The following is a 25,335-nucleotide window of genomic DNA, read 5'->3' as shown; positions in this document are numbered from 1 at the left end:
GGACACACACCAAAGGAAAGGGCTCATATCCCGCGCCCGATACGTACCTGTATGGCCTCCTCAACGTCGTGGAAGCGCGATTTCGCGAGCGGCCTTATTATCCTGTTACCGCTGCTGGTGACGGTTTACGTTATCATCTATCTCTACTCTATCCTCGCGTCCGCGGCGGTTATCCCGGCGATTGACGCCAAACTGCTATCGGCGCTCGGTCTCCCCTCGGGAACGTCGTCTGTCGAACTCGCTCGGGTGTTCACGACGCTGATTATCTTCATCCTCATCGTGTTCTCCATCGGCTATCTGATGCGGACGGCCTTCGGCGACATCGTCGAACGGGCTATCGATGACGCGATGAATCACGTCCCCGGGCTCCGGGTGGTGTACAACGCTTCGAAGATGGCGGTCGAAACGGCCGTCTCGGGGACCGAAGACCTCCAGTCGCCGGTGAAACTCGAAGTGTGGAACGGGATGCGGATGACGGCGTTCAAAACGGGTCAGACGACCGACGACGGACGGGACGTGCTCTTTCTCCCGACAGCACCGAACATCACGACCGGTTTCGTCGTTGAGGTCGAGCCCCACCGCTACGAGGAAGTCGACGAACGCGTCGAAGAGGCGTTGACACGCATCCTCAGCGCTGGCTTCGGCGATACTGATCGGAGCAACGCCACGCCGATTCCGGTCGCCGACGAGGACGACCTCGCGGACGACTAACAGCGCCGCTCACCGCGCTCTCAGACGTAGTGGAACCACTCTTCGCGGTCGCCGCTCTCGATTACGTCGAAGAAGGCCGACTGGATCTCGTCGGTGACCGGTCCCTTGGTCCCTTCGCCGATCTCGTTGTCGTCGACGCTCCGGATGGGGGTGACCTCCGCTGCCGTACCGGTAAAGAACAGTTCGTCGGCGGTGTACAGTTCCCCGCGGGAGATCGTTGCCTCCTCGTGGACAGTGTAGCCCATCTCCTCGGCGAGCGTGATTGCGGTGTTGCGGGTGATGCCTTCGAGGATGCTCTCGGCCAGCCCGGGCGTGTAGATTTCGCCGTCCCGGACCATGAAGATGTTCTCACCGGGGCCTTCGGCGACGTTGCCCTCCTTGTTCAGGACGATGGCCTCGGTGTAGCCGTTCCGGCGGGCCTCCTCGCCGGCGAGCATGCTGTTGACGTACAGGCCGGTCGTCTTGATGTTGGTCGGAATCTGGCTGGAGGCGTGTTTACGCCAGGACGACACCATCACGTCGACGCCTTCCTCCAGCGCTTCCTCGCCGAGATACGCGCCCCACGGCCACGCTGCGATGGTTGTCTTTGTCGGGCAGTCCTTCGGGCTCACACCCAGTGAGTCGAAGCCGTAGTAGACGATGGGGCGGATGTAACACGACTCGAACCCTTCCGTCTCGATGAGTTCCGTCGTCGCTTCGGTGAGTTCGTCCTTGCCGAACTCGATGTCGAGGTCGTAGGGTTTCGCGGACTTGTACAGGCGGTCCAAGTGCTCTTCCCAGCGGAAGATGGCCGGTCCCTGCTCGGTGTCATAACAGCGGACGCCCTCGAAGACGCCGGTGCCGTAATGCAGCGCGTGCGTGAGAACGTGGGTCTGTGCGTCCTCGAAGTCGACGAACTCGCCGTCCATCCAAATCCGGTCGGTCCCTTCGAACATCTCCGGACGGTCGCTCATCGAACGACCCCCTCGGTAAGTCGACAGTTGCGGTGCCCGTGGGTGATGCCTCCTGCTGTCTCGTCGTGTGTCATATTTACCCCATTGATTCCCGTGGTTAAGAGTGTTGACGGTCCGAAGAGATTCCGTCACCGAACCGACGCAGTACTGTGCTGTTGCCCTGACAGGCGCTGGCTCAGTCGAACCGCTCTAGCAGGCTTGCGCCTTCGACGTACACGAGGCCCTCGCGGTCGGCGTAGGCCCGCGCCGCCGCCGGGGGCAGCGCCGCGCCGGTCTCGTCGTCCAGCATTTCACAGACGACGGCGGCCTCGGGCAGGTCGGCCGCGGCCGCGAGCGCGAGCGCGAGTTCGGTGTGGCCTTCGCGGTCGGACAGGCCGTCCGGGGCCGCTCGGAGAAGGTGGACGTGGCCCGGCGACCGGAACGCCTCGCTGAAGGCCTCGGGGTCGGGGTCGGTCGCGACGGCGGCCAGTTCCTGAATCGTCAGCGAGCGGTCCTCATCGGTAATCCCGGTGAACGTGTCGCGGTGGTTCACCGTCAGCGAGAACGAGGAGCGCTCGTCGTACGCGAGGTCGTGGTCGGCCGCGGTGGGGTGGTCGAGGACCTCCTGCATGAACGGCAGTTCCAGCGCGTCGGCGACGCGGTCCGAGAGGGCAACACAGACGAGGCCGCCGGCGTCGTTCCGCATCCGGGCGACGGCTCCGGGGGTGACGGCACCCGCCGGATAGACGAGGTCCGTCTCGCCTTCGCGGTCGGCGGCGTCGTGGACGAGCACTGGCTCGCCGCGGGTGAAAGCGGCGACAGCGTCGGCCACGCTGTCGGCGTCGACGGCAGTGTCCTCACTCCGAGACATGGACGATCACCTCGTCACCGTCGGCCAGTTCCAGCACCTCGCGGAGCTTCTCTGGTGCGATCACTTCGAGCTGTTCCTCGCCGTGGTGGGTCCGCTCGGGCGCGATGACGTGGGCCGGCTCGTACTCGCCGTCGCTCCCCTCTATCGAGGCGGGGTAGCAGTACGCAGGGCCGTACGTCCGCTCGTCGTCCTCCCAGCCCTCGATGGTGACGGGCTCGATAGCGCTCATCCGCGCTCGCCTGCGGACGCTTTCGGACGTAAGTTCGAGGTTGAGCGTGCCTGCAAACGGCTCGTACCCCAGCCGTTCGATGAACTGCTCCATGTAGCCCGGCAGCGTGATGTAGTGACGCCCTTCGCCCATTCCCGAGGTGACGACGCCGGTCAGGTCGACGCTGGCGTCGGCTTCGAAGATGCGCCGGTAGTCGGCGTACTCAGACTGGAGACGCCGTTCGCCGTCCCCAGTGAGCTCGACCTCCTGCCCGTCGCTCACAATGTCCCGGGCCAGCAGTCCGGCGTCTTCAAGCCGCTGGAGCCGCCGCGAGGCAGTCTGGTTCGAGGCGTCCAGCCGTTCCGCGAGATCGGCACAGGACACTTTCGTCGACTCGTCGAGCGCCCCGTCGAGGGCGAGCAGTTTCAGCGTCGCCAGCTCGTCCCGACCGACGCCCTGTCCCGTTGATTCAGCCATGCAGTCAGGTAGGGATTCCCGCCGGATAAGCATACCGAAGGTGGAATGCATTCCACTTTTGGAACGGCAAAAAACTGGTATAGGGTTGGTAGCAGAAGCGCGCCTAACGCTCCGTCACGAACACAATTTAAACCGCTGCCTAACACGTTCAGTCTCATCACACTGCTGTGATTGCGCTTCCCTATCGCCGTTGCAGCTAGTAGTCCACGAGCGCGTCCTGTTCCCAGAACTCGCTCGATTTCTCCAGTTTCGGGACCCACGTGTTCTCGTCTTCGGCGAGCATCGTCACGCGGGAGTCCTCGACCTCTTTCAGCACGTCGTGGTTGGGCAGGTACTCACCCATCTCCTGTGTGAACGCCCGGACCTCGCTGTGGTCGGGCATCGAGTCGCGGTCGAGACGGCCCCGCGAATGGCCGACGTGCATGTACGCCTTCATCTCGACGAAGTCCGCGTCAGCCCGGTCACACATCGCCGCGTACCACTCGGGGTGGTGCATGTTGTGGCCCTTGACCAGCGTCGTCCGGATGACGGTACGAGTGTCGTCCTTCTCGGCGAGCACGTCCAGCGTGTCGATGAGCGAGTCCCAAGCGTCGTCTTCCATCGCCTGCACCGTCGAATCGAACGTCCCCCGGTCAGCGGCGTCGACGGAGACGTACAGTTGCGTCGGGTCACACCGCTCCAGCATCTCCGTGTTGGTCCCGTTAGAGACGAGGAACGTGGTGATATCGCGGTCGTGGAACTCCTCGATGAGTTCCGGTAGGTGGGGGTACAGCGTCGGCTCGCCGTCCAGCGAAATGGCGACGTGGCGCGGTTCCATCGCCTGATCAAACACCTCGCGTGGGACCTCGTCGTTGCCGCCGAAGCCGGAGAGGAGTTTCCGCTGGAGTTCGACGGAGGCGTCGGCCACCGCCGCGGGGTCGTCCCACTCCACGTCACCGAGTTCGTAGGCGTGGCCGGCGTGGTCACGCCAGCAGAACACGCACCGCTCGTTGCATTTGACGACCGGCGTCATCTGGATGCAGCGGTGGGACTCGATACCGTAGAAGATGTACTTGTAACACTTCCCCTCGCCGCGCAGGGCGTTTTTGGTCCAGCCGCAGGTCTGGGCGGCCGTGTGGTTCTCGCTGTGGTAGGCCGGGTCCGAGACCTGTTTCGGACCGCCGTCCGCGTCACTCATTGCTGTCGGCTTCAACAGCCAGCGGCAAAAACTCCCGGATGTTGTGCGTCAGCCACGATACTTCTGGACTGTGGTGTGCGTGCCGGCTTACGTCAGTTTGACGATGGGGTTGCTCATGTGGTGGCCGACGACGTTCCCGTTTTCCATGATCCGGTCGTAGCCGTCGTCGTCGACTTCGATCCGGGTTTCGCTGTCCTTCTGCATCAGGTAGAGTGTTTTGTTCATACATCTGTGGATGCCCCTGATAGGCAAGACCGGAACTACTAGGTGTATAGATACGCGCTGTGAGGTATGCTATATGTATTAAACTCCGACGAAGATGTATCTCAGCCGGAAGATTTTGGGGCTTTGACGCTGAGTGTACTAGTATGGGTGTGTTTAACACAGTCTCCGAGCTATTCGACTCCGGAGAACAGCACTACCGATTCCTCTGTGACGACTGCGGGACCGAGTTTGCCCAGCGCGCGGCGACGGTCGAGGACCTGACCTGCCCGGACTGTGGCGCTGAGACAGTGCGACCGGCCGAGGCGGCGTGAGGCGGGCCGTGGTCGGCACGCGGCCGCCCCTCAGCGGCCGAGGTTGTAGAACTCGTCGTTCGGGCGGATGTCGGCGAGCTGTGCGAGGCGGTTCGAGAGGTTGAAGAAGGCGGCGACGCTGCCGATATCCCAGATTGCGCGGCGGCTGTAGCCGTGTTCCTCCAGCCGCTCTAGGTCCGCGTCCTCGATACGGGCAGGCGATTCAGTTAGTTTCACTGCGAAATCGAGCATCGCCTTGTGGGTCTCGTTGATATCGGCCGTCCGGTGATTTGCGGCGACCTGCTCGGCGAGCTTTGGCGCATCAGCGTAGATACGCAGGAGTGCGCCGTGGGCGACGATGCAGTACAGACAGTCGTTGATGCCGCTGACAGCGACGATTATCAGCTCGACTTCCTCGCGTTCCAGTGCTGTCTCCTCGACCAGTGCATCGTGGTAGGCGAAAAAGGCCCGGAAATGCGAGGGGCGATACGCCATCGCCGGGAAGATGTTCGGCGTGAAGCCGGCTCGCTCGGTCTCCTCCGCGATGCGCTCCTGTAGGTCTTCGGGAAGCTCATCGATGTCGGGCGTCTCGAACCGAGCCATCACCGTGTCTGAGTCTGCCATACCATCTGTCCGTCCGGCCCCGGCTTGAAAGTTGGTTGCCTGTCCAGTCATGGCCGCCGAGAGCCGGTGTATAGTTCTTCCGGGGACGTGGCACGAGGTCGAACAGCCACGCCGGCTCTTTTGCTAGACGGCGTGACTGTTCGCATGCATGTCAACGACGACAGAAACGACACAGACGTACGATGTCGGTACCGGCAACTGGAAAGCCGGCGTGCTCGGCGGTATCGCCGGAAGCGCCGTCATGGGCGCGTTGATTCTCGTGATGAACACCGCGACGCTCGCCGTCGCAATCCCGTCCCTGTACGGGCTCGCGCCGCCGCCGAGCCCGGCGGCTGGTCTCGTCGTCCACCTCTCGCACGGGGCTGTGATGGGCGTGGCCTTCGCGGGGCTGGCGAGTGCCCTGCATCTGGACACGTCCGGCAAACTGCTCGGGCTCGGTGTCGGCTGGGGCGTCGTCACGTGGGCCGTCTTCGCGGCGCTCGTGATGCCAATCTGGCTCGGTGCCGTCGGCTCGCCGGCCTCGCCGCCGTTCCCGAACTTCGCGCCGCCGTCGCTGCTGTGGCACGTCGTCTACGGCGCTGTCCTCGCGGTCGTCTACGCTGTGACCGCTGACCGCATCTGAGGCTGGACCGTACTTGAGCTGTCGCGGTCGCCGCTACTGCTTCTGAAACACGGTCCACTGCCGCTCGTCGGTCTCGGCGTCGGCTATCGCCTCGACTTTCTCACGCTGGAGGGCGTCTAACTGCGCGGTCGCCAGCCGAACCCACGCTAGAAACTCCTCGCGGAGCCGCTCCCGGACTGTTTCGGGCGGCTGTGGCGTATAGACGTACACATGGCCGCCTTCTGGCCTGATACGCCGGCGTTTCTCGATGACACCGAGGTCGGCGAGATGGTTGAGGTGCCGTGCAACGACGCTCCGGTCGTAACCGATCTGCTCGGCCAGCTCCGCCACGGTCAGCTCACCGCCCTCCATCACGCAGAGACAGACGTCCAGTTCGGTGCCGGACATCTCGAAGACGGTCTGTAGCAAGGTTTCGAGAGACGGCTCGCTGACCGCCGTGTCCCCTGTCTCGGTCGCCGCCATTGGCTCGCCACAGCACTCCGGCCGGTTGTCGCCGATGCCGACGCCGCCACAGGTCGCACACTCGAACAGCCGCGTTTCGTCAGCTGAGGGAGTCATACGTCGGGCTACTCACCCTGCCCGTAGAAGCTTCAGGTATGTTCGGGGTAACCAACACGGGACCTTGCGGGTCACGGTTTCTCCCCCGTGATAGAGATGTTAGTCCAAAGGTCTAAGCCCTCCCGGGACGGAATACAATTCACTATGAGCACCGAGACAGACGACGGCGGAGACGAGCTTCGAGAGCGAATCACGAACTTCCTGCGCCGCAACTTCCCGCAGATCCAGATGCACGGCGGGAGCGCGGCTATCGAGGAGATCGACCGCGAGGAAGGCAGCGTCACAATCCGCCTCGGCGGTGCCTGTTCCGGCTGTGGCATCTCGCCGATGACTATTCAGGCGATCAAGACGCGCATGACCAAGGAAATCCCGGAAATCAACGAGGTTACCGCCCGAACCGGGATGGAACAGCAGGAAGGCATGGCCGGCGGCAGCGGCGGCATGAGCCCCTCGTTCCCCGGCGAGTCCCGCGGCGGCGATGTCGGCGGCGACGAAGACGAAGGCCCCGAAGCGCCGTTCTGAGGTCAGCTCTCGCTCTTTCTTAGATCCGTGGTGAGCCGCAGGTGTGGAACCGCCTGCGCGAGTCGCTGTCTCTGTGTTCGCGTTTACAGAGACTGAGACAAACACTGCAGCAGCGAGTCACACAGATTAAGACGACGGGGCCAGACCGCGAGGATATGGAGACGGTCGACACGGTCGTCTGGGCGCTGTGGGCGATGTTGCCGGCGTATATCCCGAACAACGCCGCGGTACTCGCCGGTGGCGGCAGACCGATAGACGGTGGCCGAACGTGGGGCGGGCGGCGAGTGCTGGGTGACGGTAAGACGTGGCGCGGGACGCTGATCGGCACCGTCGCCGGGACGCTACTCGCGCTTGGACTCACGCAGGTCTCACCAAGCGTGAGCGCCGCACTTGGAACCGACCTCCCGACGTTTCCGGTCCGCGCAGGGCTTGGACTCGCTTTCGGCGCGATGCTCGGGGACATCGGCGCGTCCTTCCTCAAACGTCGGACGGGCCGCGAGCGCGGAGCGGCTTTTCCCGGGCTGGACCAGCTGGACTTCGTCATCGGGGCGTTGCTCTGTGCGTTCGTGGCCGCGCCGTCGTGGTTCACTGGGACGTTCACGCTCTCGGTGCTGGTCGTCGTCGTCGTTGCGACGCCGGTGTTACACGTCGTCACCAACGGCATCGCCTACCTGCTCGGCCTGAAAAACGAGCCGTGGTAACCGAGGCTGCCGTTACTGTCGCGTTCTCCCATAGAACGACACTCATAGCACACAACACCAATTGTGATGGCCCTGACCGATTCCCTCCCGGTCGTTAGCCGTGCCCCGCCGGTCATCCGACGCGCGACGGCTGCCGGCGTGCTCTGTACGGCGGTCTTTCTACCAGTCATGTACGTGCTCCTGCACGCGTACGTAGTCCTCACTGTAAGCGTCGGTCCCGTCGACACCCTCACCGAACTGATCGACTTCGCCCTCGTCGCCGGCGGCGTGACGACGTTCATCGCGGGGTTCGTCTCGCAGTGGGTGCTCGGAACTGTGCTCGCCGAGACGACTGCGTAACGACATCGAATCGACGAAGAAGTGCGTTTTTACGCGCTGGCCGAGGAGTGTCGAGTATGACAACACGCGGGGAGACACTGCAACTGGCGACGCGGGGCTCGGACCTCGCGTTACGCCAAGCGGCGACGGTCCGGGACGCGCTGAGCAGTCGTCGACTCTCGGTCGAACTCGTCGAAGTGGAGACGACGGGCGACCAGATACGGGACGAACTCATCCACCGACTGGGCAAAACCGGGGCGTTCGTTCGCAGCCTCGACGAGAAGGTGCTCGACGGCGAACTCGACGCGGCAGTCCACTCGATGAAGGACATGCCGACCGAACGGCCTGACAGCCTCGTCGTCGCGGCGGTCCCCGAGCGGGCCGCCGCCGAGGACGTACTGGTGACGCCCGACGGCCGCTCGCTCGATGAACTGCCGGAGGGGGCAACCGTCGGCACGTCGAGCCTTCGACGCAAGGCACAGCTGCTCGCTGAGCGCGACGACCTCACCGTCGAACCGCTTCGGGGCAACGTCGACACGCGTCTCGCGAAGCTGCTGGCCCCATCGCTCCAGCAGGAACATCAAGAGCGCCACGAGGCCGAACAGGAGCGGAAGGGCGACGCTGGCGACCCCGATACCGACGAGGAAGCAGAACACCCCTACGACCGCACCGTCGAGGAGTGGTTCGACGACCTCACCGAGTTCGAACGGCGGGCGATGGAACGGGACCCGGACACCGAGTACGACGCTATCGTGCTGGCGAAGGCGGGGCTCCACCGGGCCGGGCTCACGCGCTACGTCGGCATGGCCGACCTCGACCCCGACCGGTTCGTGCCGGCTCCGGGACAAGGTGCGCTGGCAGTTACTGCCGTCGACGGCGACCTCGCGCTGGACATCAAAGACCGGATCGACGATCCACAGACGCGCGTCGAAACGACCGTCGAGCGGACGATTCTCGAAGAACTCGGCGGTGGCTGCGTCGCGCCTATCGGCGTCCACGCCCATCTGGAAGGGGGCGTCGTCCACACGCGGGTCCGAGTGCTCTCACAGGACGGCACGGAGGAGGTTTCGGTCGGTCGCGACGTCCCGGCCGAGTACCACATCGACGCGGCACAGGACCTCGCGGCCGAACTCGCTGAGCAGGGCGCGGACGACCTCATCGCCGAGGCAAAGCGAGACTCGACAGACGCTGACGACGACGCCTCGACGGCGCGAGAGGAAGACGAATAATGACGGATACCGCGCCCGGCAAGGTGTATCTGGTCGGCTCCGGTCCCGGCGATCCGGACCTGCTGACGGTCAAGGCAAAGCGCCTGCTGGAGGACGCCGACGTAGTGCTACACGACAAGCTCCCCGGCCCCGAAATCATCGGGATGATTCCGGAGGAGAAACGCGAGGACGTGGGCAAGCGCGCCGGCGGCGAGTGGACGCCTCAGGAGTACACCAACGCTCGGCTGGTCGAACTGGCCGAAGCGGGTAACACTGTCGTCCGGCTGAAAGGCGGCGACCCGACCGTCTTTGGCCGTGGCGGCGAGGAACTGGCCCACCTCGCGGACAACGGGATTCCCGTCGAAATCGTCCCCGGCATCACGAGCGCCATTGCCGGCCCCGAAGCGGCCGGTATCCCGGTCACGCACCGCGACCACACCTCCTCTGTGTCTTTCGTCACCGGCCACGAGGACCCCACGAAGGACGAATCCGCCGTCGACTGGGCCGCGCTCGCGGCGACCGGCGGCACCCTCGTCGTTCTGATGGGCGTCGGCAAACTCCCCCAGTACACCGACGCCCTGCGCGAGGCGGGGATGGACCCCGACACGCCCGTGGCGCTCGTCGAACGCGCGACGTGGCCGGACCAGCAGGTCGCAACCGGGACCCTCGACACCATCGTTTCGGTCCGTGACGAGGCCGGTATCGAACCGCCTGCCATCACCGTCATCGGCGACGTGGCCGGCGAGCGCGACCGGGTGGTAGAGTTCTTGGAGGGGTACTGATGCGCGAGGAACCCCGCCTTCGCGTCGCCGCGTTCCGCCCCGACGACGACCGCCTCGACGGCGCGGTCGAACTGCTGGAATCGCTCGGTGCCGATCCGGTGCCGGACCCGATGCTGGCGGTCGAACCGGCGACGGCGGCCGGTGACCGCGGCAATAGCGATGAGCGTAACGTCGACGAGACCCCGGTCGTGCCGCGTACCGACGCCGACTACGTCGTCCTGACGAGCAAGACCGGCGTCGAACTCGCCGCCGCGGCCGGCTGGGGCCCCGGTGAGGCGACGGTGTGCGCCATCGGCGAATCGACCGCCGAGGCGCTCCACGAGGCCGGTTACGGCGTCGACATCATCCCCGCGGAGTACTCTTCGACTGGACTGGTCGAAACGCTGGCCGGGGCGGTGGCCGGCGCGCGAGTCGAAGTCGCCCGGTCGGACCACGGCTCCGCCGTGCTGACCGACGGGCTGGAGGACGCCGGGGCGTACGTCCACGAAACCGTGCTGTACCGGCTGGTCCGGCCCCCAGAGTCGGGCAAGTCCGCCGAACTGGCTGCCAGCGGGGACCTCGACGCGGCGCTGTTCACCTCCTCGCTCACTGTCGAGCACTTCCTCGACGCGGCCGCGGACCGCGGGGTCCGCGAGGCCGCTATCGACGGGCTGAACGAGGCGACGGTCGGCGCTATCGGCGAGCCAACACGAGAGACGGCTGAGGACGCCGGTATCTCGGTCGATGTCGTTCCTGAGCAGGCCGACTTCGAGGCGCTGGCCTGCGCGGCCGTCGAAGCGGCCGCACCGACACACCACGAGTAACGAATCTGGACTCGCTTCTGACGCCTCTGTGATGCTATTCTGCCGCTTCTCCGACGGCGTCGCGCTCGTCCATCTCGGCCCGCAGCGTCGCCAGTTCGTTCTCGACAGCGCGCTCGCTGGACAGCCGGTCGAGTTCTTGATCGATTGAATCGCCCCCGTCGAGTACGGATTCGAGCTGGCCGCTCGCTTCGAGTTCCTCCAGCGCGGCCGCACGCGCCTCCATCTGCTCCGTGCGCTCTGTCGCTCGCTCGATGGAGCGATGCACGTCGGCCATCGTATCACCCGCGCCGGTAAACGCCTCTGATACCCGTGTTGACGCCTCAGCGGCCTGATAGCGGGCCTTCATCGTCTCTTTCTTCGTGCGGAACTGCTCGATCTGGCTGCTGAGTTCGGCCCGCTTGCCGACCAGTCGGTCTTGGGTCTCCTGCAGGTCCTCAATCTGGCCCGTCAGCTCCGTGATCTGGCTGACGTTCACCTGCTTCTTTTCCAGCGCCCGGCGCGCGAGGTCATCACGCCCCTCCTGTAGGGCAGCCCGGGCCTGTGTGTCGTGTTTCTCGACGTTGGACCGCAGCCGCTGGCGATGAATCTCCAGACGTTTCTTCTGCGTGGTCACGTCAGCGACACCGCGGGTCACGTCCTGCAGTTCGTCCCGCATCTGCTCGTAGGAGTAGTCTAGCTCCGCCGTCGGGTCCGAGGTGCGGTTTAGCAGGGCATTGAGCTTGGCGCGGATCGCAAACGCAAACCGTCGGAGAAGGCTCATTGGGGCCGCTCCGCCGGACACATAACTCGATTCGGCACCGGCTGCGGCTCGGCCGTGATAGCACTCATGTCCTCTCGTATGGTTGATACCATTATAATAACAGGGTATTACTCGATTTAATTCGAGTTTACCCGACTAAAACGACGGAAATCCACGGCTATTCGATCTTACCGTCTGACTACTTGATGGGGTGCCGGAATCAACGAACAAGTGACGATGACACAAACCCTACTCCGGACGGCTGGGACGCTGGGACTCGCGCTGACGCTTTTGACTGGGACGGATTCAGCCGCGCCCGCGCTTGACACCGGCGACACAACGGACGCTGTCGGTCCGCCCAGCGGGCTCCCGGATCAGGTCCCTGACTTCGTCACGACGATCATCGAAGCGATTCAGGAGTTCCTCGCCGGCGGGAGCGACGCCAGCCCGGGACCGGGCATGAGTGAGGCGACAGGATGGGACGTAGGCCGATGAACAGGAGGCTACTCGCCGCTGGCATCGTCGTCGTGCTCTTGCTTGCGGGCGTCGGCGGGGCGTTCGTCGCCGGCACCGGCCCGTTTCAGGCGGAGAGCGGCGATTCGGACCGCTCGGAGTTCCCGACGGGGACCGCTGAAGCCACTGAGAGCGGCACCGCAAACACTGAGGGTGCTGCTGGTTCTGCTGTCGGCGCGGCCAGCACCCCGCCGTTCACGTTCACTGTCGATGCCATCGAGGAGTGCGGACAGACCTGCCGAGACGTGACCTCCACACTGACGAACCAGCAAAACAGCACGGCCGAGGATGTCACCGTCTATACGCGGATCTATGCGGGCAACTCGACCGACGGTGACGTGGTCTGGGAGGGCTCTGAGGACGTGGGCACGCTCGAAGTAGGGGGGTCTTACACCACGACCCGGCGCGTCGACCTGTCGTTCGGTGACGCTTTCGCCATCGAACGGGCGGGCGGCTGGATAACCGTCCGGACGACCGTCGAGACGGCCGACCGGGCGGTTTCACTCACTGACCAGCGGAAGGTCGCCTGACTGGCCATATCAGACCACTGTGAACGACTCCACGTCTGAACGTTTTTATCCCGGAGCGCACCTATCACCAGTACAATGACTACGACCGGCCCCGTTCCAGCGCTCGCGGACCGCGCGGCGGTATGTGCCGACCGACTTCGGCAGGCCGACCGCGTGTTGCTGGCCTCCCACATCGACGCCGATGGGCTGACCAGTGCCGCTATCGCCACCGCGGCGCTGTCGCGGGCCGGCATCCCCGTCGAGACCGTGTTCAAAAAGCAACTCGACGCCGCCGAAATCGAGAGCATTGCGGCCCGCGAGTACGACACCGTCCTGTTCACTGACTTCGGCTCGGGCCAGCTCGATGTTATCTCCGAGCACGTCGCGGCCGACGACTTCGAGGCGGTCATCGCCGACCACCACCAGCCTGCGGACCCGGCCGACTGCCATCCCGATGCGGTCGTCGACACCGACGGCTACGCCGACTTCGAGACCCATCTCAACCCACTCCTCGAAGGGATCAACGGCGCGTCAGAGCTTTCAGGTGCAGGTGCGGCGTACGTCCTCGCTCGCGCCCTCGACACGGAGGACACGGACAACCGCGATCTCGCCGCGTTGGCAGTCGTCGGCGCAGTCGGAGACATGCAGGCCGTCGGCGGCGAACTTGTCGGGGCCAACGCCGGCCTCGTCGAGGAGGGCGTCGCCGCTGACGTGCTGGAAGAGGGGACCGACCTCTCGCTGTACGGCAAACAGACCCGGCCGCTGCCGAAGCTGCTTGAGTACGCCACGGAGGTCCCGATTCCGGGCATCTCGAACGATCAGGCCGGCGCGACGCGGTTCCTCGAAGGTCTCGGTCTGGACCTGCAAGCAGACGGCGACTGGCGAACGTGGGCGGACCTCTCCGACGACGAGCGCCAGACCGTCGCCAGCGGGCTGGTCCAGCGTGCCGTCGAGCGCGGCGTCCCGGCCGACAAGATAGAGACGCTCATCGGCACGACCTACACACTGACTGCGGAACCGCGCGGGACGGAACTCAGGGACGCGAGCGAGTTTTCGACACTGCTGAACGCCACGGCCCGCTACGAACGGGCTGATGTGGGGCTGGCGGTGTGTCTCGGCGAACGCGACGCGCCGCTTGCGCGGGCGCGGACGCTGCTGTCGAACCACCGCCGGAACCTCTCGGACGGACTCACGCTCGTCAAGGAGCGCGGCGTCACCAAGGCCGGGACGGTTCAGTGGTTCGATGCCGGTGACGCCATCCGCGAGACCATCGTCGGCATCGTCGCCGGGATGGCGCTGGGGACCGACGGCGTCGATTCGGACAAACCCATCATCGCGTTTGCCAGCACTGACGCGGACGAGACAAAGGTGTCCTCGCGGGCGACCGGCCCGCTGGTGGGCCGAGGTGTCGACCTGTCCGTCGTGATGCGTGACGCCGCCCAGTCCGTCGGTGGCGATGGCGGCGGGCACGACATCGCGGCGGGCGCAACCATTCCGGCTGGTGAGGAAGCGGCGTTCATCGACGCGGCTGACGAGATTATCAGCGAGCAACTATCGTAACCGAAACCCAGCAAAACGAGCGGTACGGCGAAGTAGCACTCGGCAGCCGGTATCAGCAATAAAAGCTATACGTCCGCTTCTCCGAACACCCCACGATGGACTCTCGGGGCCTGTTCGATCTCGCGCTCGTGGTCGTCGCCGGCCTGTTAGCCTACACTGAGACCTTTGGCTTCGCGAACCCGCGGACGACGCTGCAAGAGATCATCACCGCTATCGCCGGGCTAGATATCCGCGTCTTTCTCGTTCTGGGTGGCATCTTCGGCATCTGTTTCGTTGCGTATCTCACGATGTATCTCCCCCAGAAGGACGCGCGCACGATTCAACGGTGAACATCGGGTCATCTTTATCCCCAGCCCCGTACCGTTCTGGCAATGACAGAGTTCGATCCCGAGAAGTTCGAGGACAAGTACGCGAACTACTTCCCGGAGCTCCAGAAGGCCTACAAGAACGCCTTCGAGCGGATGAACGACACGTACGACTCCGAACTGGTCCACGCGATTGACCAGCAAATCCTCAACGAGTCAGAACCGTTCTACGAGGACGGCGAGTTCAGCGTCGAACTACCCGAGAACCCGACAGAGCGGCTTTCGGCGGTCATCGTCGACGACGAGAAACTCGACGCCGTACTCTCCGAATACATCGACGAAATCGAGCGCGAACTGCGTCGCGTGTTCGACATCGACGACTGACTGCACCGGCCGCGGTTCGGCAATCGCTGTTTTGCTCTTGTTCTGTCAGTATATCCGACGAACGTCGCGGTGACGCCCTACTCGTCGGACCTCATGGTCTCATTCGGTTCGGATGCCGGGGTTGTGTCCGGCTCAGATGGTAGTGCGCCGCCACCGCCCATTCCGGTCCCGGGGAGCGAGCCGCCGGGTCCAGAATCACCGGATTCTGGTGGTTGTGGTGCGTTTGCGGGCGATTTCTCTCCCGTGACGAGGAAATCAAGCAGATTCCCGACCAGTTGCTCGTTGTCGGCCCGGTAGAGGAACTCCTGTGTGAACACGCTCGTATCACCGACGGTGACGACGTTCCCCGAGCGGGCAACGACGCCGTACGTGTCCTGTCGCCGGGTCTTCGAGAGCGTTGTCTGTTCCGTGGTCGTGAGCGCGGTGTCACCGCCCTGAACTGGGAGCGCGGCGTAGAAGACCGCTCGGTCGACGCCTTCGGTGAGTGCCGTATCGCCCGTCGGCGTCGCGTAGACGTTCTGGTAGTTGGTGTCGTACTCGTGCATGTTGTACAGGTAGCCGTTCCCGTACGAGAGGCCGTACTGGCTCGCCAGTGGGGACATCGGGTTGGTTACGCTATCCGACCGAATCGGGCCGAAAAGTCCAAAGCCGGCGGGACTCGCCTGTGACGGCTCGTTCAGCAAGAGCACGCGACCGCCTGCATCGCTGAATGCGGTCAGACCGTTCAGTTCGCTCTCGGTGTAGCGTTGTTCCGCACCGAGGACGACGAAGGCGTCAGCCGAACGGAGTGACTCGTTGAGCGGGCTTCCGCTCTGTCGTTCACCGACGTGGTAGCGCACCGTTGCTCCGTTTTGGGTCAGGGTCGATACAAGCGGCGTGAGGGCTTCGCGGTCGATATCGCCAGCGTGAGCGACGTCGATAACGACGACCTTCCCGGACGCGTCGGCCGACATCGAGAGCTCACCGCTCTCGTCTGCCGGCGTCGCGACGGACTTGTCGCTGTTGAACGACGGGGCGTTCACCTGAGTGACATCGGGGGCTGCCTGACCACCACCGCCAATCGCGACGGTGCCGACAACTACTGAAAGAACGAGTATACCGATGAAAAACCCTGCTCGGGCAACCGTACTCGGACGTGATCTATCGGCTGACATTTCAGGCACCTCCCTGTGCGCTGCTGTTGTAGACGACCTGCTGGTTTTCCGGCGTGCCGTATATCATGAGGAAGTGAACTGTGTCGACGCCCTGGAACGTGTACGGGGCGCCTTCGGCGGCGACAGTAGCGTTCCCACCGGCTTCACTGCCGCCAGTGAGAAGGAACAGCCCCCGTGGGTCCGCGGGGTTGTGGTAGACGACCTGATACTCCGAGAGTTCAGCGGCTTCGGCCGCACCAGCTATCGCGGCTTCGAGTCCACCGACTTCATCCGCATAGCCGGTCTGTACGGCGCGACCGCCTTGATAGGCTGACGCTTCAGCGACAGTCTCGCGGGAGACCTTGAGCCTGTCACCGCGTTCGGTCATGACCGCACCGACGAAGGCCCGCTTCATCGATTCGAGACTGGCGTAGTACTCATCGCGTGTCATGCCTCGATGGGCCTTGTCAGGTCCAGTTGTGGCGGCGGCGCTCAGACCGTCACTCGGCGCGGTTCCGATAACGCCGACGTGCCCGACGATACTGGCCGGCGTCACGTAGATGCGGTCGCTCGGGACCGCAGTGTAGTACGCGCCGGAGGCGGCGTACTGGTTGACGCTCGTGTACACCGGCTTCTCAGCCGAAAGCCGCTTGACCGCCAGATACATCGATTCACTGGCAGCGGCGCTCCCACCGGGGCTCGATACCCGGAGGACGACTGCTTCGACTGACTCGTTGGTGCGGAGCTCGCGGAGCTCCTGTATCGTGTCCTGTGAGCTAGAGCCGGAGATTGTTTCGTCGATGTTCACTACAGCGACGTACTGTTCGTCACCCTCGGCGACCGACGCCGCATACGGCACGACGGCGGCACCAATGAGAATGGCGATAACCGCAAGTACCGTATATGATTGGAGGGCAGCTGCGACCCGTCTATCGATTGGGTTGTTCATGCGACAACATTGATTCGCTGTCACGTCGTACTAATAAAAGCACAGCCTGAACTGCTGGCCCAGAAGTCGCCGTCCCAGCACGACATGAGAAGTTTCCTTACTGTCGACCTGCAACCGTCAGCTATGGATCAACGAAAGCCGCCAGCCACGGAAGAGGGCTGGTACGCGCTGCACGATTGCCGGAGTATCGACTGGGATGCTTGGCGCGAGGCCCCCCAGCGAGTCCGCGACCGTGCGCTCTCGGAGGGGATCGGCTTCCTCGACGCGTACGAAGCCGTCGAAGACGCCGAGGAGGGCCAGACGGCGGTGTACACCATCATGGGTCACAAGGCCGACATCATGATCCTCCACCTGCGGCCGACGATGGGTGACCTCGACGCTGCGGAACGGCACTTCGAGCAGACGGAGTTCGCCGCCTTCACCGAACAGGAGTTCTCCTACGTTTCCGTGACGGAGGCCTCGGGCTACACCGAGAAGTCACGCGAGTACTTCGATGGCGAGGTGGACGACGACTCCGGGCTGGCCCAGTACATTCAGGCCCGGCTCCACCCCGACGTGCCTGACGAGGAGTTCGTCTGCTTCTACCCGATGAGCAAGCGCCGCCAGCCGGACCAAAACTGGTACGACACCTCATTCGAGGAGCGGGCGGCCCACATCAAGCGCCACGGCGACATCGGTCGCGGCTACGGCAGCGAAGTGAGTCAGATGATCGCCGGCTCTATCGGCTTCGACGACTGGGAGTGGGGCATCACCCTCTGGAGCGACGACATGCGCCACATCAAGGAACTGCTGACCGAGATGCGATTCGACCCCTCGACCTCGCAGTTCGCCGAGTTCGGCCCGTTTTACGTCGGCCGGAAGTTCGACCCCGCCGAGTTGCCGGCCGTTCTGGCTGGCCAGCGGGTGCCGACTGACGACGAGTCGGTCCCGGAGACGCCGGCGGACGTTGCGGAACACGAGCACGCTCCGGCTGACACCGGCGCGAGTCATAGCCACACCGAAGAGCCATCGGCGGGCGATACGCAGGCGGGGGCACACGCCGGCGGCGACACCGGCAGTCACGGCGGGGCCCACCCCGGGAGCGCGGGTGAGGGCGATCATCCCCATTCCGAGGAGTCGTCCGAGGAAGATGACTCCGGATCGTCAGGTAGCTCGGGCGGCCGGCCAGATGTCTCAGCTGACTTCGAGGAGATCAATGACGCCGCACAGCGGCTCGGTCGGCTGGGACTGCACGAGGGCGACGCCTACGACGCCGGCGACTACGCGCTGGTGTTTCATTCCTCGGCGGACGCGGAGGACATCGTCGACGACGTGTCCGACCTCGAGAGTAACTTCGACCACTACGACCGCCACGTTCAGACGACCGTGCGCGCTGACAGCGGCCAGACCTACGTCGTCAGCATCTGGACGGCGAAAGACGCCGCCGAAACGGCGGCCGGGTTCCTGAAGGATATCGACGGGGTCGACGAACAGCTCGGCGGGTCCCTCGGTGAGGGGGCCGAGAGCGAAGAGACCGAGGGCGGCAGCGACGCACAGACCGCCGAATCGTCACAGTCCATCCGCGAGTCGCTCGAATCGGCGGGCGTCTACGCAGGGCAACCACACGGCGAGGACGTGTACGCGCTGGTCGTGTACTCCGAAGCCGACGCGGAGACGCTCGACGAGGAGGTCACAGACCTCCGGAGCGCGTTCGACCGCTACGACACCCACGTCAAGACGACGGTGTACGGCGACAGCGAGGGCGACCGCTCGGCCGTCGCGTCGCTCTGGGACACCGAGGACGCCGCGGGGACCGCCAGCGACTACCTCACCGACCTCCCCGGCGTCGTCGGTCGCCACGGCGAGGGCGACGGGTTCGGGACGATGGGGATGTTCTACACCGTCAAGCCCGAGTACCACGAGGACTTCGTCGAGAAGTTCGACACCGTCGGCGGGCTGCTCGAAGAGATGGACGGCCACCGTGAGACCTCGCTGCTGTTCAACCACGGTGACGAGAACGACATGTTCATCGCGAGCCAGTGGGACTCACAGGAGGACGCGATGGCCTTCTTCCGGTCCGACGAGTTCTCCGAGACGGTGAGCTGGGGCCGGGACGTGCTGGCAGACCGACCACGGCACGTGTTCCTCGCGTAAGCGCCCGGCTCCCATCGTTGTCCCGCGTCCGAATTACCGTCCGGCGACGAAGCGCAGCCGTCGGTAATCGACGGTCCACGTCTCGGTCTCTGCGTCGTACAGCTCCGGCCGCAGGCGCTCCTCGACTCCATTGAGAACGGCACCGTGTTCGCTGTCGTCCACGGGAGCGAGAACTTCGTCGCCGAACATCTCGACCCACTCGCGCAGACCCGCGGGACCCCCGTCCAGTGTGGTCGGCCGGTCGAACAGCCACGCCGCAGTGACCTCCAGCCCGTGTGCTTCGAGCCGCGGCGTGTACTCGCCGACGCTCGGGAAGTACCACGGATTCTCGGTGTCGTAGCCCCTGTCGGCGAGTTCGGCCCGCACAGCCGTTTCGACCCGTGTGATGTTCCCAGCGCCGCCGAGCTCCGCGACGAAGCGGCCGTCATCGGTCAGTGTATCGGCGACCATCGACAGGACGGCGTCGTGGTCCGCGCCCGGAATCCAGTGGAGTGCGGCGTTCGAGAACACGGCATCGAAGCGTCTTTCGGGCTCGTACTCCCGGGCATCGGCGACTTCGAACGTCGGCTCGGGGTTCTGTTCCCGGGCGCGGGTGACCATCTCTTCGGTGGCGTCGATGCCGACCACGTCAGCCCCGCAGTCGGCGATTTCGGCGGTCAGATGGCCGGTGCCACAGCCGATGTCGAGGACGAGCTCACCTGACTGGGGGTCCAGCAGTTCCACCACGTCCGCTCCGTACTCTGCAACGAAGCCGTGGCCGCCGTCGTAGTCGTCGGGGTCCCACTCGTTGTCGGGCATATCGGCTCTGGTGACTGGCAGCGGTGAAAAGATGTCGGCGGAGTGCGAGTTGTTCTCAGTCGTCGTCTTCGGTCGTCGTCCGGTCGATGTCCTTCTCGCCGAAGTAGATCTCTGCGCCGTCCTGTGCCACCTTCTCGGCGAGAACGGCGCACTTGACTCGCATCGGCGAGATATCGACGCCGAGCATCTCCGTGATGTCGTCGCGATCCATCGCTTCGAGGTCCTCGACTGCCATCCCGGCTAGCTCCTTGGAAAGCATCGATGCGGAGGCCTGAGAGATGGCACAGCCGTCGCCTTGGAAGGCGACCTGCTCGATGGTCTCCTCGTCTTCGTCGAGGACAACGTCCATCCGTATCTCGTCGCCGCACATCGGGTTCTCGCCGATGTGGGTAAACGTCGGGTCCTCGATTTCCCCGTAGTTCCGGGGATTCTTGTAGTGATCGAGGATCTGCTGCCGGTACATGTCCGAGCCACCGATACCCATAATTGAACTATGATACGGCTGTCAGTCGGAAAAACGTTCCGAGGTATCTGTTCGCACGCTGTCTGTCCGTTCGCCACAATAGCCATCTAAGGCCGTGCAAGCAGACGGACTGGCGGTACAGCAGCGGCAGGATTTAGTGTCGCTATCTGTTTCTATCATTCTGTGGAAGGGAACGATGCCCTGTCTCCGGGTACAGATGCCCCTGATACCCCCGCTGTTCGGCCCGTGGGGTTCGTCAGCGATGCGCCGGTGCTTCGACAGATTGGCGACCGGGCGCTGTACCTCGGGAACAAGCACGCGGCACGACCCGAGACACACGACCAGTCGTTCGAACACGTCCTCTCGGCGACGAGCGAGGCGTACCCGCTCACGACCGCCCACCACCCGCTCACGGACGGCCCGGGAAACGAATGGCCGGCGTTCGAGGCGGCCGTCGATACCGCCCGACGCTTCGTCCGAGCGGACGGTCCGGCACTGATTCACTGCAAGGCTGGCGTTTCCCGGAGTTCGACGCTGCTTGCGACCGCCCTCGCTGCTGAGGAAAGCCGGCCGCTCGCGGATGCGCTGGCGGACGTGCAGGCGGCTCGGCCGATTGCGACGCCGAATCCCGCACTGTACGAGCTAGCTGTGATCTACCTTGCTGCGGACCACTGCCTATAGCTTTCTTCTCGGGAGCCAGAGACGGTGGCACGATGCGACGATTCGATTCGGAGCGTCAAGCAAGAAACACATCTGCTCACGTCCAACGTGGACTGAGAGACTGACTACGCGAACAACTGCCGAGCGTCGTCGATAGCCGAAACGAGCTTGTCCACTTCTTCACGCGTGTTGTAGATGTAGAACGAGGCTCGCGCGGAGGCGGGGACGCCCATCTTGTCGTGGAGGGGCTGGGTGCAGTGGTCACCGGCGCGGATAGCGACGGCGGAGTCATTGAGAATCGAGGAGAGGTCGTGGGCGTGGACCGATTCGAGGTTAAACGCGACCAGTCCGCCGCGATCCGTTCCCGCGGGCGGGCCGTACGTCTCCACGTCGCCCTCGTCACGGAGCTGTTCCAGCGCGTACTGGGCGAGTTGCTCCTCGTGGCGCTGGATCCGTTCCATCCCGATGTCGTCGAGGTAGTCACAGGCTTCCGCCAGCGCGATACCCTGACAGATGACGGGCGTGCCGGCCTCGAACTTCCATGGCAGGTCGTTCCATGTGGCGTCCTCGAAGGTGACCTTCTTGATCATCTCGCCGCCGTAGAGGTACGGCTCCATCTCTTCGAGAATGTGTTTCTTGCCGTAGAGGACGCCGATGCCGGTCGGGCCGGCCATCTTATGTCCCGAGAAGGCCAGAAAGTCAGCGTCGATGGCTTCCACGTCGACGGGCCGGTTCGGGACGGACTGCGCGCCGTCGACGAAGATGTACGAATCGTGGTCGTGGGCGATGTCCGCCAGTTCCGAGACGGGGTTGACCGTTCCGAGCGTGTTCGAGACGTGGACGACGCTGACCATCGCCGTGTCGTCGGTGATGATTTCGCGGGCGTGGTCCATATCGAGCGTGCCGTCTTCGTCGACGCTGATGTAGCGGCAGGTCGCGCCGGTCTTCTTGGCGATCTGTTGCCATGTGACCAGCGAGGCATGGTGTTCCATCTCCGTCAGGACGACCTCGTCCTCGGGACCGAGTTCGTTCAGGCCCCAAGCGTAGGCGACGAGGTTCTCACTTTCCGTGGTGTTCTTGGTGAAGATGATCTCCTCGCGCTCGCCGGAGGCACCGATGAACTCGGCAACGCGGTCGTGGGCGTTCTCGTAGGCAACGCTGGCCTCCTGACTCAGCTGGTGGAGGCCGCGGTGGACGTTGGCGTTGGTCGTCCGGTAGTAGTCAGCGATGGTCTCGACGACCGGCTCGGGCGTCTGCGTGGTGGCCGCGTTGTCGAGATACACCACTTGCTCGCCGCCGAACTCGCGCTGGAGGATAGGGAAGTCCTCGCGGATACGCTCAACGTCCAGTAGTTCAGATTCAGCGTGTCCCATTGGTTCTATGCAGGGGCTCAACAGGCAACATTCCTTCGGTTCACCTAGAACTCTGCCCGTCCGAAACCAGTCTGTTTCATCTGGAATCGGACTCGGCGGCCATCGCGTGCTGTTCCCGGTAGGTCTCAAGCAGGTAGTTGTCCCAGACGAGGTCGCCGAGGACGTGGGCGTACAGGACGACGGCGGTAAACAGCGCCAGCGGCTCGGAGACGAGCCAGAGGCTGAACACGGCCGCGCCGCCGATGAGATGATGGCTGAGGAGGCGCTGGAGCGGCCAGAGGTCCTGCGAGCCGAAGATTTCGTCCTGATCGAGCACTACAATCTTCGGATTGCGGAGACAGCGGCGGAGCGCAGCCCAGTCGCCGGTCTCCAGTCGAGCCACAGCGAAGTGATCGAAGTCGATGGCGACCCCGACGACGACTGCGTAGCCGACGGCGGCCCACCAAGGAAGCGGGACCGGGAGGACGGCGACGCCGGCGGCCCCGACGGCTACAGAGACGATAGCGTGGTCTCTCGAATACATATCTGCAACTTCGATAGGCGTGCGCAAAGACTGTCGGGGTCCGGATCAAGGACGTGACAGCGACCGCAGCTACATCCAGAGCAACTGCGCGTGGCGCGTCTCGCCCAAATCGAGGACGTTCTCCTCGTCGACGAAACCGTGCTCGACGGCAACGCTGACGGCGTCGTCGCCGACGATGTTGGCGACGGAACACCGGGCGAGGCTGTCGACGATTTCGTCTTCGGTCGCTGTCTCGCCGCCGTAGAACTCCTCGTTGACGGTGAGCGACACGGGGCCGTTCTCGAACGTTTCGCCCATGATGTCGGGGTCACAGACCGAGACGAGCAGCCCCTCGTCGGTGTCGCGTTCGTTGAGTATCATTCAAGCAGCTGCTGTTCGGCCTCCTCGCGCATCTCGTCGACTTCCTCGGCCAGTTCCTCGGCGCGGTCGAACTCGCCGACCTCTTCGAGGGCACGGGCCTTCTCTTCGAGCACGTCGGCGTTGCGGAAGCCGAGGCGGACCGCGTTGTCGAACGCGTCGATAGCCTCGTCGGCCAGCCCGCGTTCGAGCAGGAAGAAGCCGCGGTTGTACCAACCTTCGCCGAAGCGGGGGTCGATTTCGACGGCGCGTTCGGCGTGTTCGAGTGCCTGCTCGGAGCGGCCGGATTTCCAGAGCGCGTATGCGAGGTTCGTCTCCGCCGTGGCGGCGTGGTCGGATTCCTCGTCGAAGTTGAGCGCTTCCTTGTACGCGCCGATGGCGGCGTCCCACTCTTCGAGTTCCGCGTGGGCCGCGCCCTTGTTCGTCCAAGCCTCCTGCTTGAGCCGGTCGTCGTCCGTGTACTGAGCGACGCGCTCGAACGTTTCGGCGGCCTGTTCGTGGCGGTTGATGTGCATATACTCTAGGCCGACGTCGAGCAGTTGCTCGGGGTCGACGGCGTTAGAGGAGATGTTCCGCTGGTCCAGTAGATCGGTGACGACACGCGAGTCGACGGGGTCGACCTTGTCCGGGTCCACTTCGAACTCCGGCGGTTCGAGGTCGAACCCTTCGTAGGGCTCGCCGAACCCCTGTCCCTCGGAGAAGGCGTGATCGTCGTCGTTGTCTGTCATACCCCCTGATTGACGGCCAATCCGGTTAAGGGCTACGTCCACGGCCCGTGAAGATTTAGGTGTCCTGCGGTCGATTCTCGGCTATGCGGGACCCATTGGCAGTAGACGCGTTGCTCGTCTTCTTCGGGGGTCTGTTCGCGGTCGTTAGCTGGGCTGCTATCACCTCGAACGAGGCCCCGCTGTCACTGCCCGCCGCTGGAGCGGGCGTTGCCGGGACGGTCGTTTTGACGGCTCTCGTCGGACGCTACTACGCGCAGCTATCGGCGCTCTGGCGTCGGGTGGCCAGTCCGGCCGAGACGCCCCGGGACCGAGCACAGGTGGGCCTCCTGATTATGGTGGCCATCCTCGCCCGGCTGTCCCTCGGTCTCCTTCCCGACACCGCCATCCCCGCTCTCTTCGGCGTCGCGGTCGCGATGGTCGCTCTGGGGCTCGGGCACGGCCTCTGGCGGTGGTATACGGGCCCAGACCACAGCAGCCACTGACTCCTTGCCGTAGCCTTCTTGCGGACCCGACCGGAACCGCTAGTTATGGCCAAACGCCTGTTCGTCGGCGTCGACCTCGACGGGCTCAGCGACGCTGTGGCGGCCGCTCAGGATCGGCTTGACGGGGTTTCGGGCCTCCGACTGACCGATCCCGAACAAGCTCACGTCACGCTGAAGTTCCTCGGCGACACCGACCCGGTCCGCGTTGACGACATCATTGCTGCCCTCGAAACCGCGGTCGAAGACAGCGACATCGCTCCGTTCGAAGCCGAGTTCGGCGGGCTCGGCGTGTTCCCATCGCTGTCCTACATCAGCGTCGTCTGGGTCGGCGTCCGCGACCGCCGGGGTCGCGCGGAACTGACCGCGCTGCACGAAGCCGTCGAGGACCGAACCACTGCTCTGGGATTCGACCCGGAAGACCACGAGTTCACGCCACACGCGACTATCGCCAGAATGGACCACGCCGGGGGCAAAGAGACGGTACAGAACGCCGTCGAGAACGACGATCCTGACGTGGGCCGCCTGCAGGTCGAGGAACTCCGCCTGAAAGAGAGTGTGCTTGGGCCCGACGGCCCGACGTATCGAACCGTGGAGTCCGTGGCGCTGTGACCGTGTGCCGTCACAGCTGGCGACTGCTCCCGGTACGAGTCCTATGTGAACGGTGCTGATGGCTATTTATCACCAGAATATTGTCAGG

34 protein-coding genes are annotated in these 25,335 nt (G+C 64.3%); 18 read left to right on the top strand and 16 right to left on the bottom strand.

The window, feature by feature from the left end; genetic code table 11:
* Positions 1-51 precede the first annotated feature (51 nt).
* Positions 52-711 (top strand): DUF502 domain-containing protein, encoded by a 660-nt coding sequence (locus Har1129_RS13220; protein ID WP_151101083.1) that lies wholly within the window; start codon positions 52-54, stop codon positions 709-711.
* Positions 712-731: 20 nt separating this feature from the next.
* On the opposite strand, the gene Har1129_RS13215 is transcribed toward Har1129_RS13220, so the two are convergent.
* The 5 genes from Har1129_RS13215 to Har1129_RS20640 form a co-directional block, all read right to left on the bottom strand.
* On the bottom strand, positions 732-1,664 hold the full coding sequence (locus Har1129_RS13215) for a branched-chain amino acid transaminase (protein WP_191906171.1): 933 nt from the start codon (positions 1,662-1,664) through the stop codon (positions 732-734).
* Positions 1,665-1,839: 175 nt separating this feature from the next.
* On the bottom strand, positions 1,840-2,514 hold the full coding sequence (gene ribB / locus Har1129_RS13210) for a 3,4-dihydroxy-2-butanone-4-phosphate synthase (RefSeq protein ID WP_151101082.1): 675 nt from the start codon (positions 2,512-2,514) through the stop codon (positions 1,840-1,842).
* Entirely contained in the window at positions 2,501-3,199 is a 699-nt protein-coding gene (locus tag Har1129_RS13205; protein WP_151101081.1) for a DUF120 domain-containing protein, read from the bottom strand. The genes ribB and Har1129_RS13205 overlap by 14 nt, the downstream gene beginning before the upstream one ends.
* 196 nt (positions 3,200-3,395) lie before the next feature.
* Complete coding sequence (gene twy1 / locus Har1129_RS13200) at positions 3,396-4,376, bottom strand: 4-demethylwyosine synthase TYW1 (RefSeq protein ID WP_151101080.1); 981 nt, start codon at positions 4,374-4,376, stop codon at positions 3,396-3,398.
* 87 nt (positions 4,377-4,463) lie between these two features.
* Positions 4,464-4,601 carry a hypothetical protein gene (locus Har1129_RS20640; protein ID WP_004964745.1) on the bottom strand — a complete coding sequence of 46 codons (138 nt, stop codon included), beginning with the start codon at positions 4,599-4,601 and terminating at the stop codon, positions 4,464-4,466.
* 143 nt (positions 4,602-4,744) lie between these two features.
* On the opposite strand from Har1129_RS20640, the gene Har1129_RS13195 reads away from it, so the two are divergent.
* Complete coding sequence (locus Har1129_RS13195; RefSeq protein ID WP_151101079.1) at positions 4,745-4,912, top strand: zinc ribbon domain-containing protein; 168 nt, start codon at positions 4,745-4,747, stop codon at positions 4,910-4,912.
* A gap of 30 nt (positions 4,913-4,942) precedes the next feature.
* Here Har1129_RS13195 and Har1129_RS13190 read toward each other — a convergent pair whose 3' ends face one another.
* Complete coding sequence (locus Har1129_RS13190; RefSeq protein WP_151101078.1) at positions 4,943-5,515, bottom strand: peroxidase-related enzyme; 573 nt, start codon at positions 5,513-5,515, stop codon at positions 4,943-4,945.
* Between the two features lie 148 nt (positions 5,516-5,663).
* Between Har1129_RS13190 and Har1129_RS13185 the strand changes: the two genes are divergently transcribed.
* Positions 5,664-6,137 carry a DUF6789 family protein gene (locus Har1129_RS13185; protein WP_151101077.1) on the top strand — a complete coding sequence of 158 codons (474 nt, stop codon included), beginning with the start codon at positions 5,664-5,666 and terminating at the stop codon, positions 6,135-6,137.
* A 33-nt stretch (positions 6,138-6,170) separates the two neighbouring features.
* On the opposite strand, the gene Har1129_RS13180 is transcribed toward Har1129_RS13185, so the two are convergent.
* On the bottom strand, positions 6,171-6,695 hold the full coding sequence (locus Har1129_RS13180) for a helix-turn-helix domain-containing protein (protein WP_151101076.1): 525 nt from the start codon (positions 6,693-6,695) through the stop codon (positions 6,171-6,173).
* 144 nt (positions 6,696-6,839) lie between these two features.
* Between Har1129_RS13180 and Har1129_RS13175 the strand changes: the two genes are divergently transcribed.
* From Har1129_RS13175 to Har1129_RS13150, 6 genes are all read left to right on the top strand, one after another.
* Positions 6,840-7,217, top strand: a complete 378-nt coding sequence (locus Har1129_RS13175) for a NifU family protein (RefSeq protein WP_151101075.1) — start codon at positions 6,840-6,842, stop codon at positions 7,215-7,217.
* Between the two features lie 155 nt (positions 7,218-7,372).
* Positions 7,373-7,918, top strand: coding sequence for a CDP-2,3-bis-(O-geranylgeranyl)-sn-glycerol synthase (locus tag Har1129_RS13170; RefSeq protein WP_151101074.1), 546 nt, complete (start codon positions 7,373-7,375; stop codon positions 7,916-7,918).
* Positions 7,919-7,984: 66 nt separating this feature from the next.
* A complete protein-coding gene (locus tag Har1129_RS13165; RefSeq protein ID WP_151101073.1) occupies positions 7,985-8,257 on the top strand; it encodes a hypothetical protein in 273 nt (90 codons plus the stop codon).
* Positions 8,258-8,313: 56 nt separating this feature from the next.
* Entirely contained in the window at positions 8,314-9,465 is a 1,152-nt protein-coding gene (hemC, locus tag Har1129_RS13160) for a hydroxymethylbilane synthase (protein WP_151101072.1), read from the top strand.
* Entirely contained in the window at positions 9,465-10,226 is a 762-nt protein-coding gene (gene cobA / locus Har1129_RS13155) for a uroporphyrinogen-III C-methyltransferase (RefSeq protein ID WP_151101071.1), read from the top strand. The genes hemC and cobA overlap by 1 nt, the downstream gene beginning before the upstream one ends.
* On the top strand, positions 10,226-11,029 hold the full coding sequence (locus Har1129_RS13150) for a uroporphyrinogen-III synthase (RefSeq protein ID WP_151101070.1): 804 nt from the start codon (positions 10,226-10,228) through the stop codon (positions 11,027-11,029). The genes cobA and Har1129_RS13150 overlap by 1 nt, the downstream gene beginning before the upstream one ends.
* A 34-nt stretch (positions 11,030-11,063) precedes the next feature.
* Here Har1129_RS13150 and Har1129_RS13145 read toward each other — a convergent pair whose 3' ends face one another.
* The gene (locus tag Har1129_RS13145) at positions 11,064-11,789 is read right to left on the bottom strand and encodes a PspA/IM30 family protein (protein ID WP_151101069.1); all 726 of its coding nucleotides are present in this window, start codon (positions 11,787-11,789) and stop codon (positions 11,064-11,066) included.
* Between the two features lie 216 nt (positions 11,790-12,005).
* Between Har1129_RS13145 and Har1129_RS13140 the strand changes: the two genes are divergently transcribed.
* The 5 genes from Har1129_RS13140 to Har1129_RS13120 all read left to right on the top strand — a co-directional run bounded on the left by Har1129_RS13140 (position 12,006) and on the right by Har1129_RS13120 (position 15,039).
* Complete coding sequence (locus Har1129_RS13140; RefSeq protein ID WP_151101068.1) at positions 12,006-12,263, top strand: hypothetical protein; 258 nt, start codon at positions 12,006-12,008, stop codon at positions 12,261-12,263.
* Entirely contained in the window at positions 12,260-12,811 is a 552-nt protein-coding gene (locus Har1129_RS13135; protein ID WP_151101067.1) for a hypothetical protein, read from the top strand. The genes Har1129_RS13140 and Har1129_RS13135 overlap by 4 nt, the downstream gene beginning before the upstream one ends.
* A gap of 75 nt (positions 12,812-12,886) precedes the next feature.
* Positions 12,887-14,350 carry a DHH family phosphoesterase gene (locus Har1129_RS13130; protein WP_151101066.1) on the top strand — a complete coding sequence of 488 codons (1,464 nt, stop codon included), beginning with the start codon at positions 12,887-12,889 and terminating at the stop codon, positions 14,348-14,350.
* A 95-nt stretch (positions 14,351-14,445) separates the two neighbouring features.
* Positions 14,446-14,679 (top strand): hypothetical protein, encoded by a 234-nt coding sequence (locus tag Har1129_RS13125; protein ID WP_151101065.1) that lies wholly within the window; start codon positions 14,446-14,448, stop codon positions 14,677-14,679.
* 42 nt (positions 14,680-14,721) lie between these two features.
* Positions 14,722-15,039, top strand: coding sequence for a DUF5783 family protein (locus tag Har1129_RS13120; RefSeq protein WP_151101064.1), 318 nt, complete (start codon positions 14,722-14,724; stop codon positions 15,037-15,039).
* Positions 15,040-15,116: 77 nt separating this feature from the next.
* Here Har1129_RS13120 and Har1129_RS13115 read toward each other — a convergent pair whose 3' ends face one another.
* Both Har1129_RS13115 and Har1129_RS13110 read right to left on the bottom strand, forming a co-directional pair.
* Positions 15,117-16,193, bottom strand: coding sequence for a DUF4350 domain-containing protein (locus Har1129_RS13115; RefSeq protein ID WP_151101063.1), 1,077 nt, complete (start codon positions 16,191-16,193; stop codon positions 15,117-15,119).
* 1 nt (position 16,194) lies between these two features.
* Positions 16,195-17,121, bottom strand: coding sequence for a S49 family peptidase (locus tag Har1129_RS13110; protein ID WP_151101062.1), 927 nt, complete (start codon positions 17,119-17,121; stop codon positions 16,195-16,197).
* 123 nt (positions 17,122-17,244) lie between these two features.
* Here Har1129_RS13110 and Har1129_RS13105 point away from each other — a divergent pair, with 123 nt between their 5' ends.
* Complete coding sequence (locus Har1129_RS13105) at positions 17,245-19,254, top strand: heme-binding protein (protein ID WP_151101061.1); 2,010 nt, start codon at positions 17,245-17,247, stop codon at positions 19,252-19,254.
* Between the two features lie 33 nt (positions 19,255-19,287).
* Here the strand turns inward: Har1129_RS13105 and Har1129_RS13100 are convergent, their stop codons facing one another.
* Both Har1129_RS13100 and Har1129_RS13095 read right to left on the bottom strand, forming a co-directional pair.
* Positions 19,288-20,052, bottom strand: coding sequence for a trans-aconitate 2-methyltransferase (locus Har1129_RS13100; RefSeq protein ID WP_151101060.1), 765 nt, complete (start codon positions 20,050-20,052; stop codon positions 19,288-19,290).
* A gap of 55 nt (positions 20,053-20,107) precedes the next feature.
* Entirely contained in the window at positions 20,108-20,536 is a 429-nt protein-coding gene (locus Har1129_RS13095; protein ID WP_151101059.1) for an iron-sulfur cluster assembly scaffold protein, read from the bottom strand.
* A 225-nt stretch (positions 20,537-20,761) separates the two neighbouring features.
* Here Har1129_RS13095 and Har1129_RS13090 point away from each other — a divergent pair, with 225 nt between their 5' ends.
* Positions 20,762-21,196, top strand: a complete 435-nt coding sequence (locus Har1129_RS13090) for a dual specificity protein phosphatase (RefSeq protein ID WP_191906198.1) — start codon at positions 20,762-20,764, stop codon at positions 21,194-21,196.
* A gap of 104 nt (positions 21,197-21,300) precedes the next feature.
* Here the strand turns inward: Har1129_RS13090 and Har1129_RS13085 are convergent, their stop codons facing one another.
* The 4 genes from Har1129_RS13085 to Har1129_RS13070 all read right to left on the bottom strand — a co-directional run bounded on the left by Har1129_RS13085 (position 21,301) and on the right by Har1129_RS13070 (position 24,156).
* Positions 21,301-22,548 (bottom strand): aminotransferase class V-fold PLP-dependent enzyme, encoded by a 1,248-nt coding sequence (locus Har1129_RS13085; RefSeq protein WP_151101058.1) that lies wholly within the window; start codon positions 22,546-22,548, stop codon positions 21,301-21,303.
* A 76-nt stretch (positions 22,549-22,624) separates the two neighbouring features.
* Complete coding sequence (locus Har1129_RS13080; RefSeq protein ID WP_151101057.1) at positions 22,625-23,071, bottom strand: hypothetical protein; 447 nt, start codon at positions 23,069-23,071, stop codon at positions 22,625-22,627.
* A 69-nt stretch (positions 23,072-23,140) separates the two neighbouring features.
* Positions 23,141-23,431: a DUF424 domain-containing protein gene (locus Har1129_RS13075; protein ID WP_004518341.1), complete on the bottom strand. Its 291-nt coding sequence runs from the start codon at positions 23,429-23,431 to the stop codon at positions 23,141-23,143.
* Positions 23,428-24,156: a tetratricopeptide repeat protein gene (locus tag Har1129_RS13070; RefSeq protein ID WP_151101056.1), complete on the bottom strand. Its 729-nt coding sequence runs from the start codon at positions 24,154-24,156 to the stop codon at positions 23,428-23,430. The genes Har1129_RS13075 and Har1129_RS13070 overlap by 4 nt, the downstream gene beginning before the upstream one ends.
* Before the next feature lie 83 nt (positions 24,157-24,239).
* Between Har1129_RS13070 and Har1129_RS13065 the strand changes: the two genes are divergently transcribed.
* Complete coding sequence (locus Har1129_RS13065) at positions 24,240-24,638, top strand: hypothetical protein (protein WP_151101055.1); 399 nt, start codon at positions 24,240-24,242, stop codon at positions 24,636-24,638.
* A gap of 45 nt (positions 24,639-24,683) precedes the next feature.
* Positions 24,684-25,247: an RNA 2',3'-cyclic phosphodiesterase gene (gene thpR / locus Har1129_RS13060; RefSeq protein ID WP_151101054.1), complete on the top strand. Its 564-nt coding sequence runs from the start codon at positions 24,684-24,686 to the stop codon at positions 25,245-25,247.
* Positions 25,248-25,335 lie beyond the last annotated feature (88 nt).

Origin of the sequence: Haloarcula sp. CBA1129 (assembly GCF_008729015.1) — an archaeon.
Classification (GTDB): domain Archaea; phylum Halobacteriota; class Halobacteria; order Halobacteriales; family Haloarculaceae; genus Haloarcula.
The sequence above is the reverse complement of the archived record's forward strand: the minus strand, read 5'-3'. Positions and strand labels throughout refer to the sequence as shown.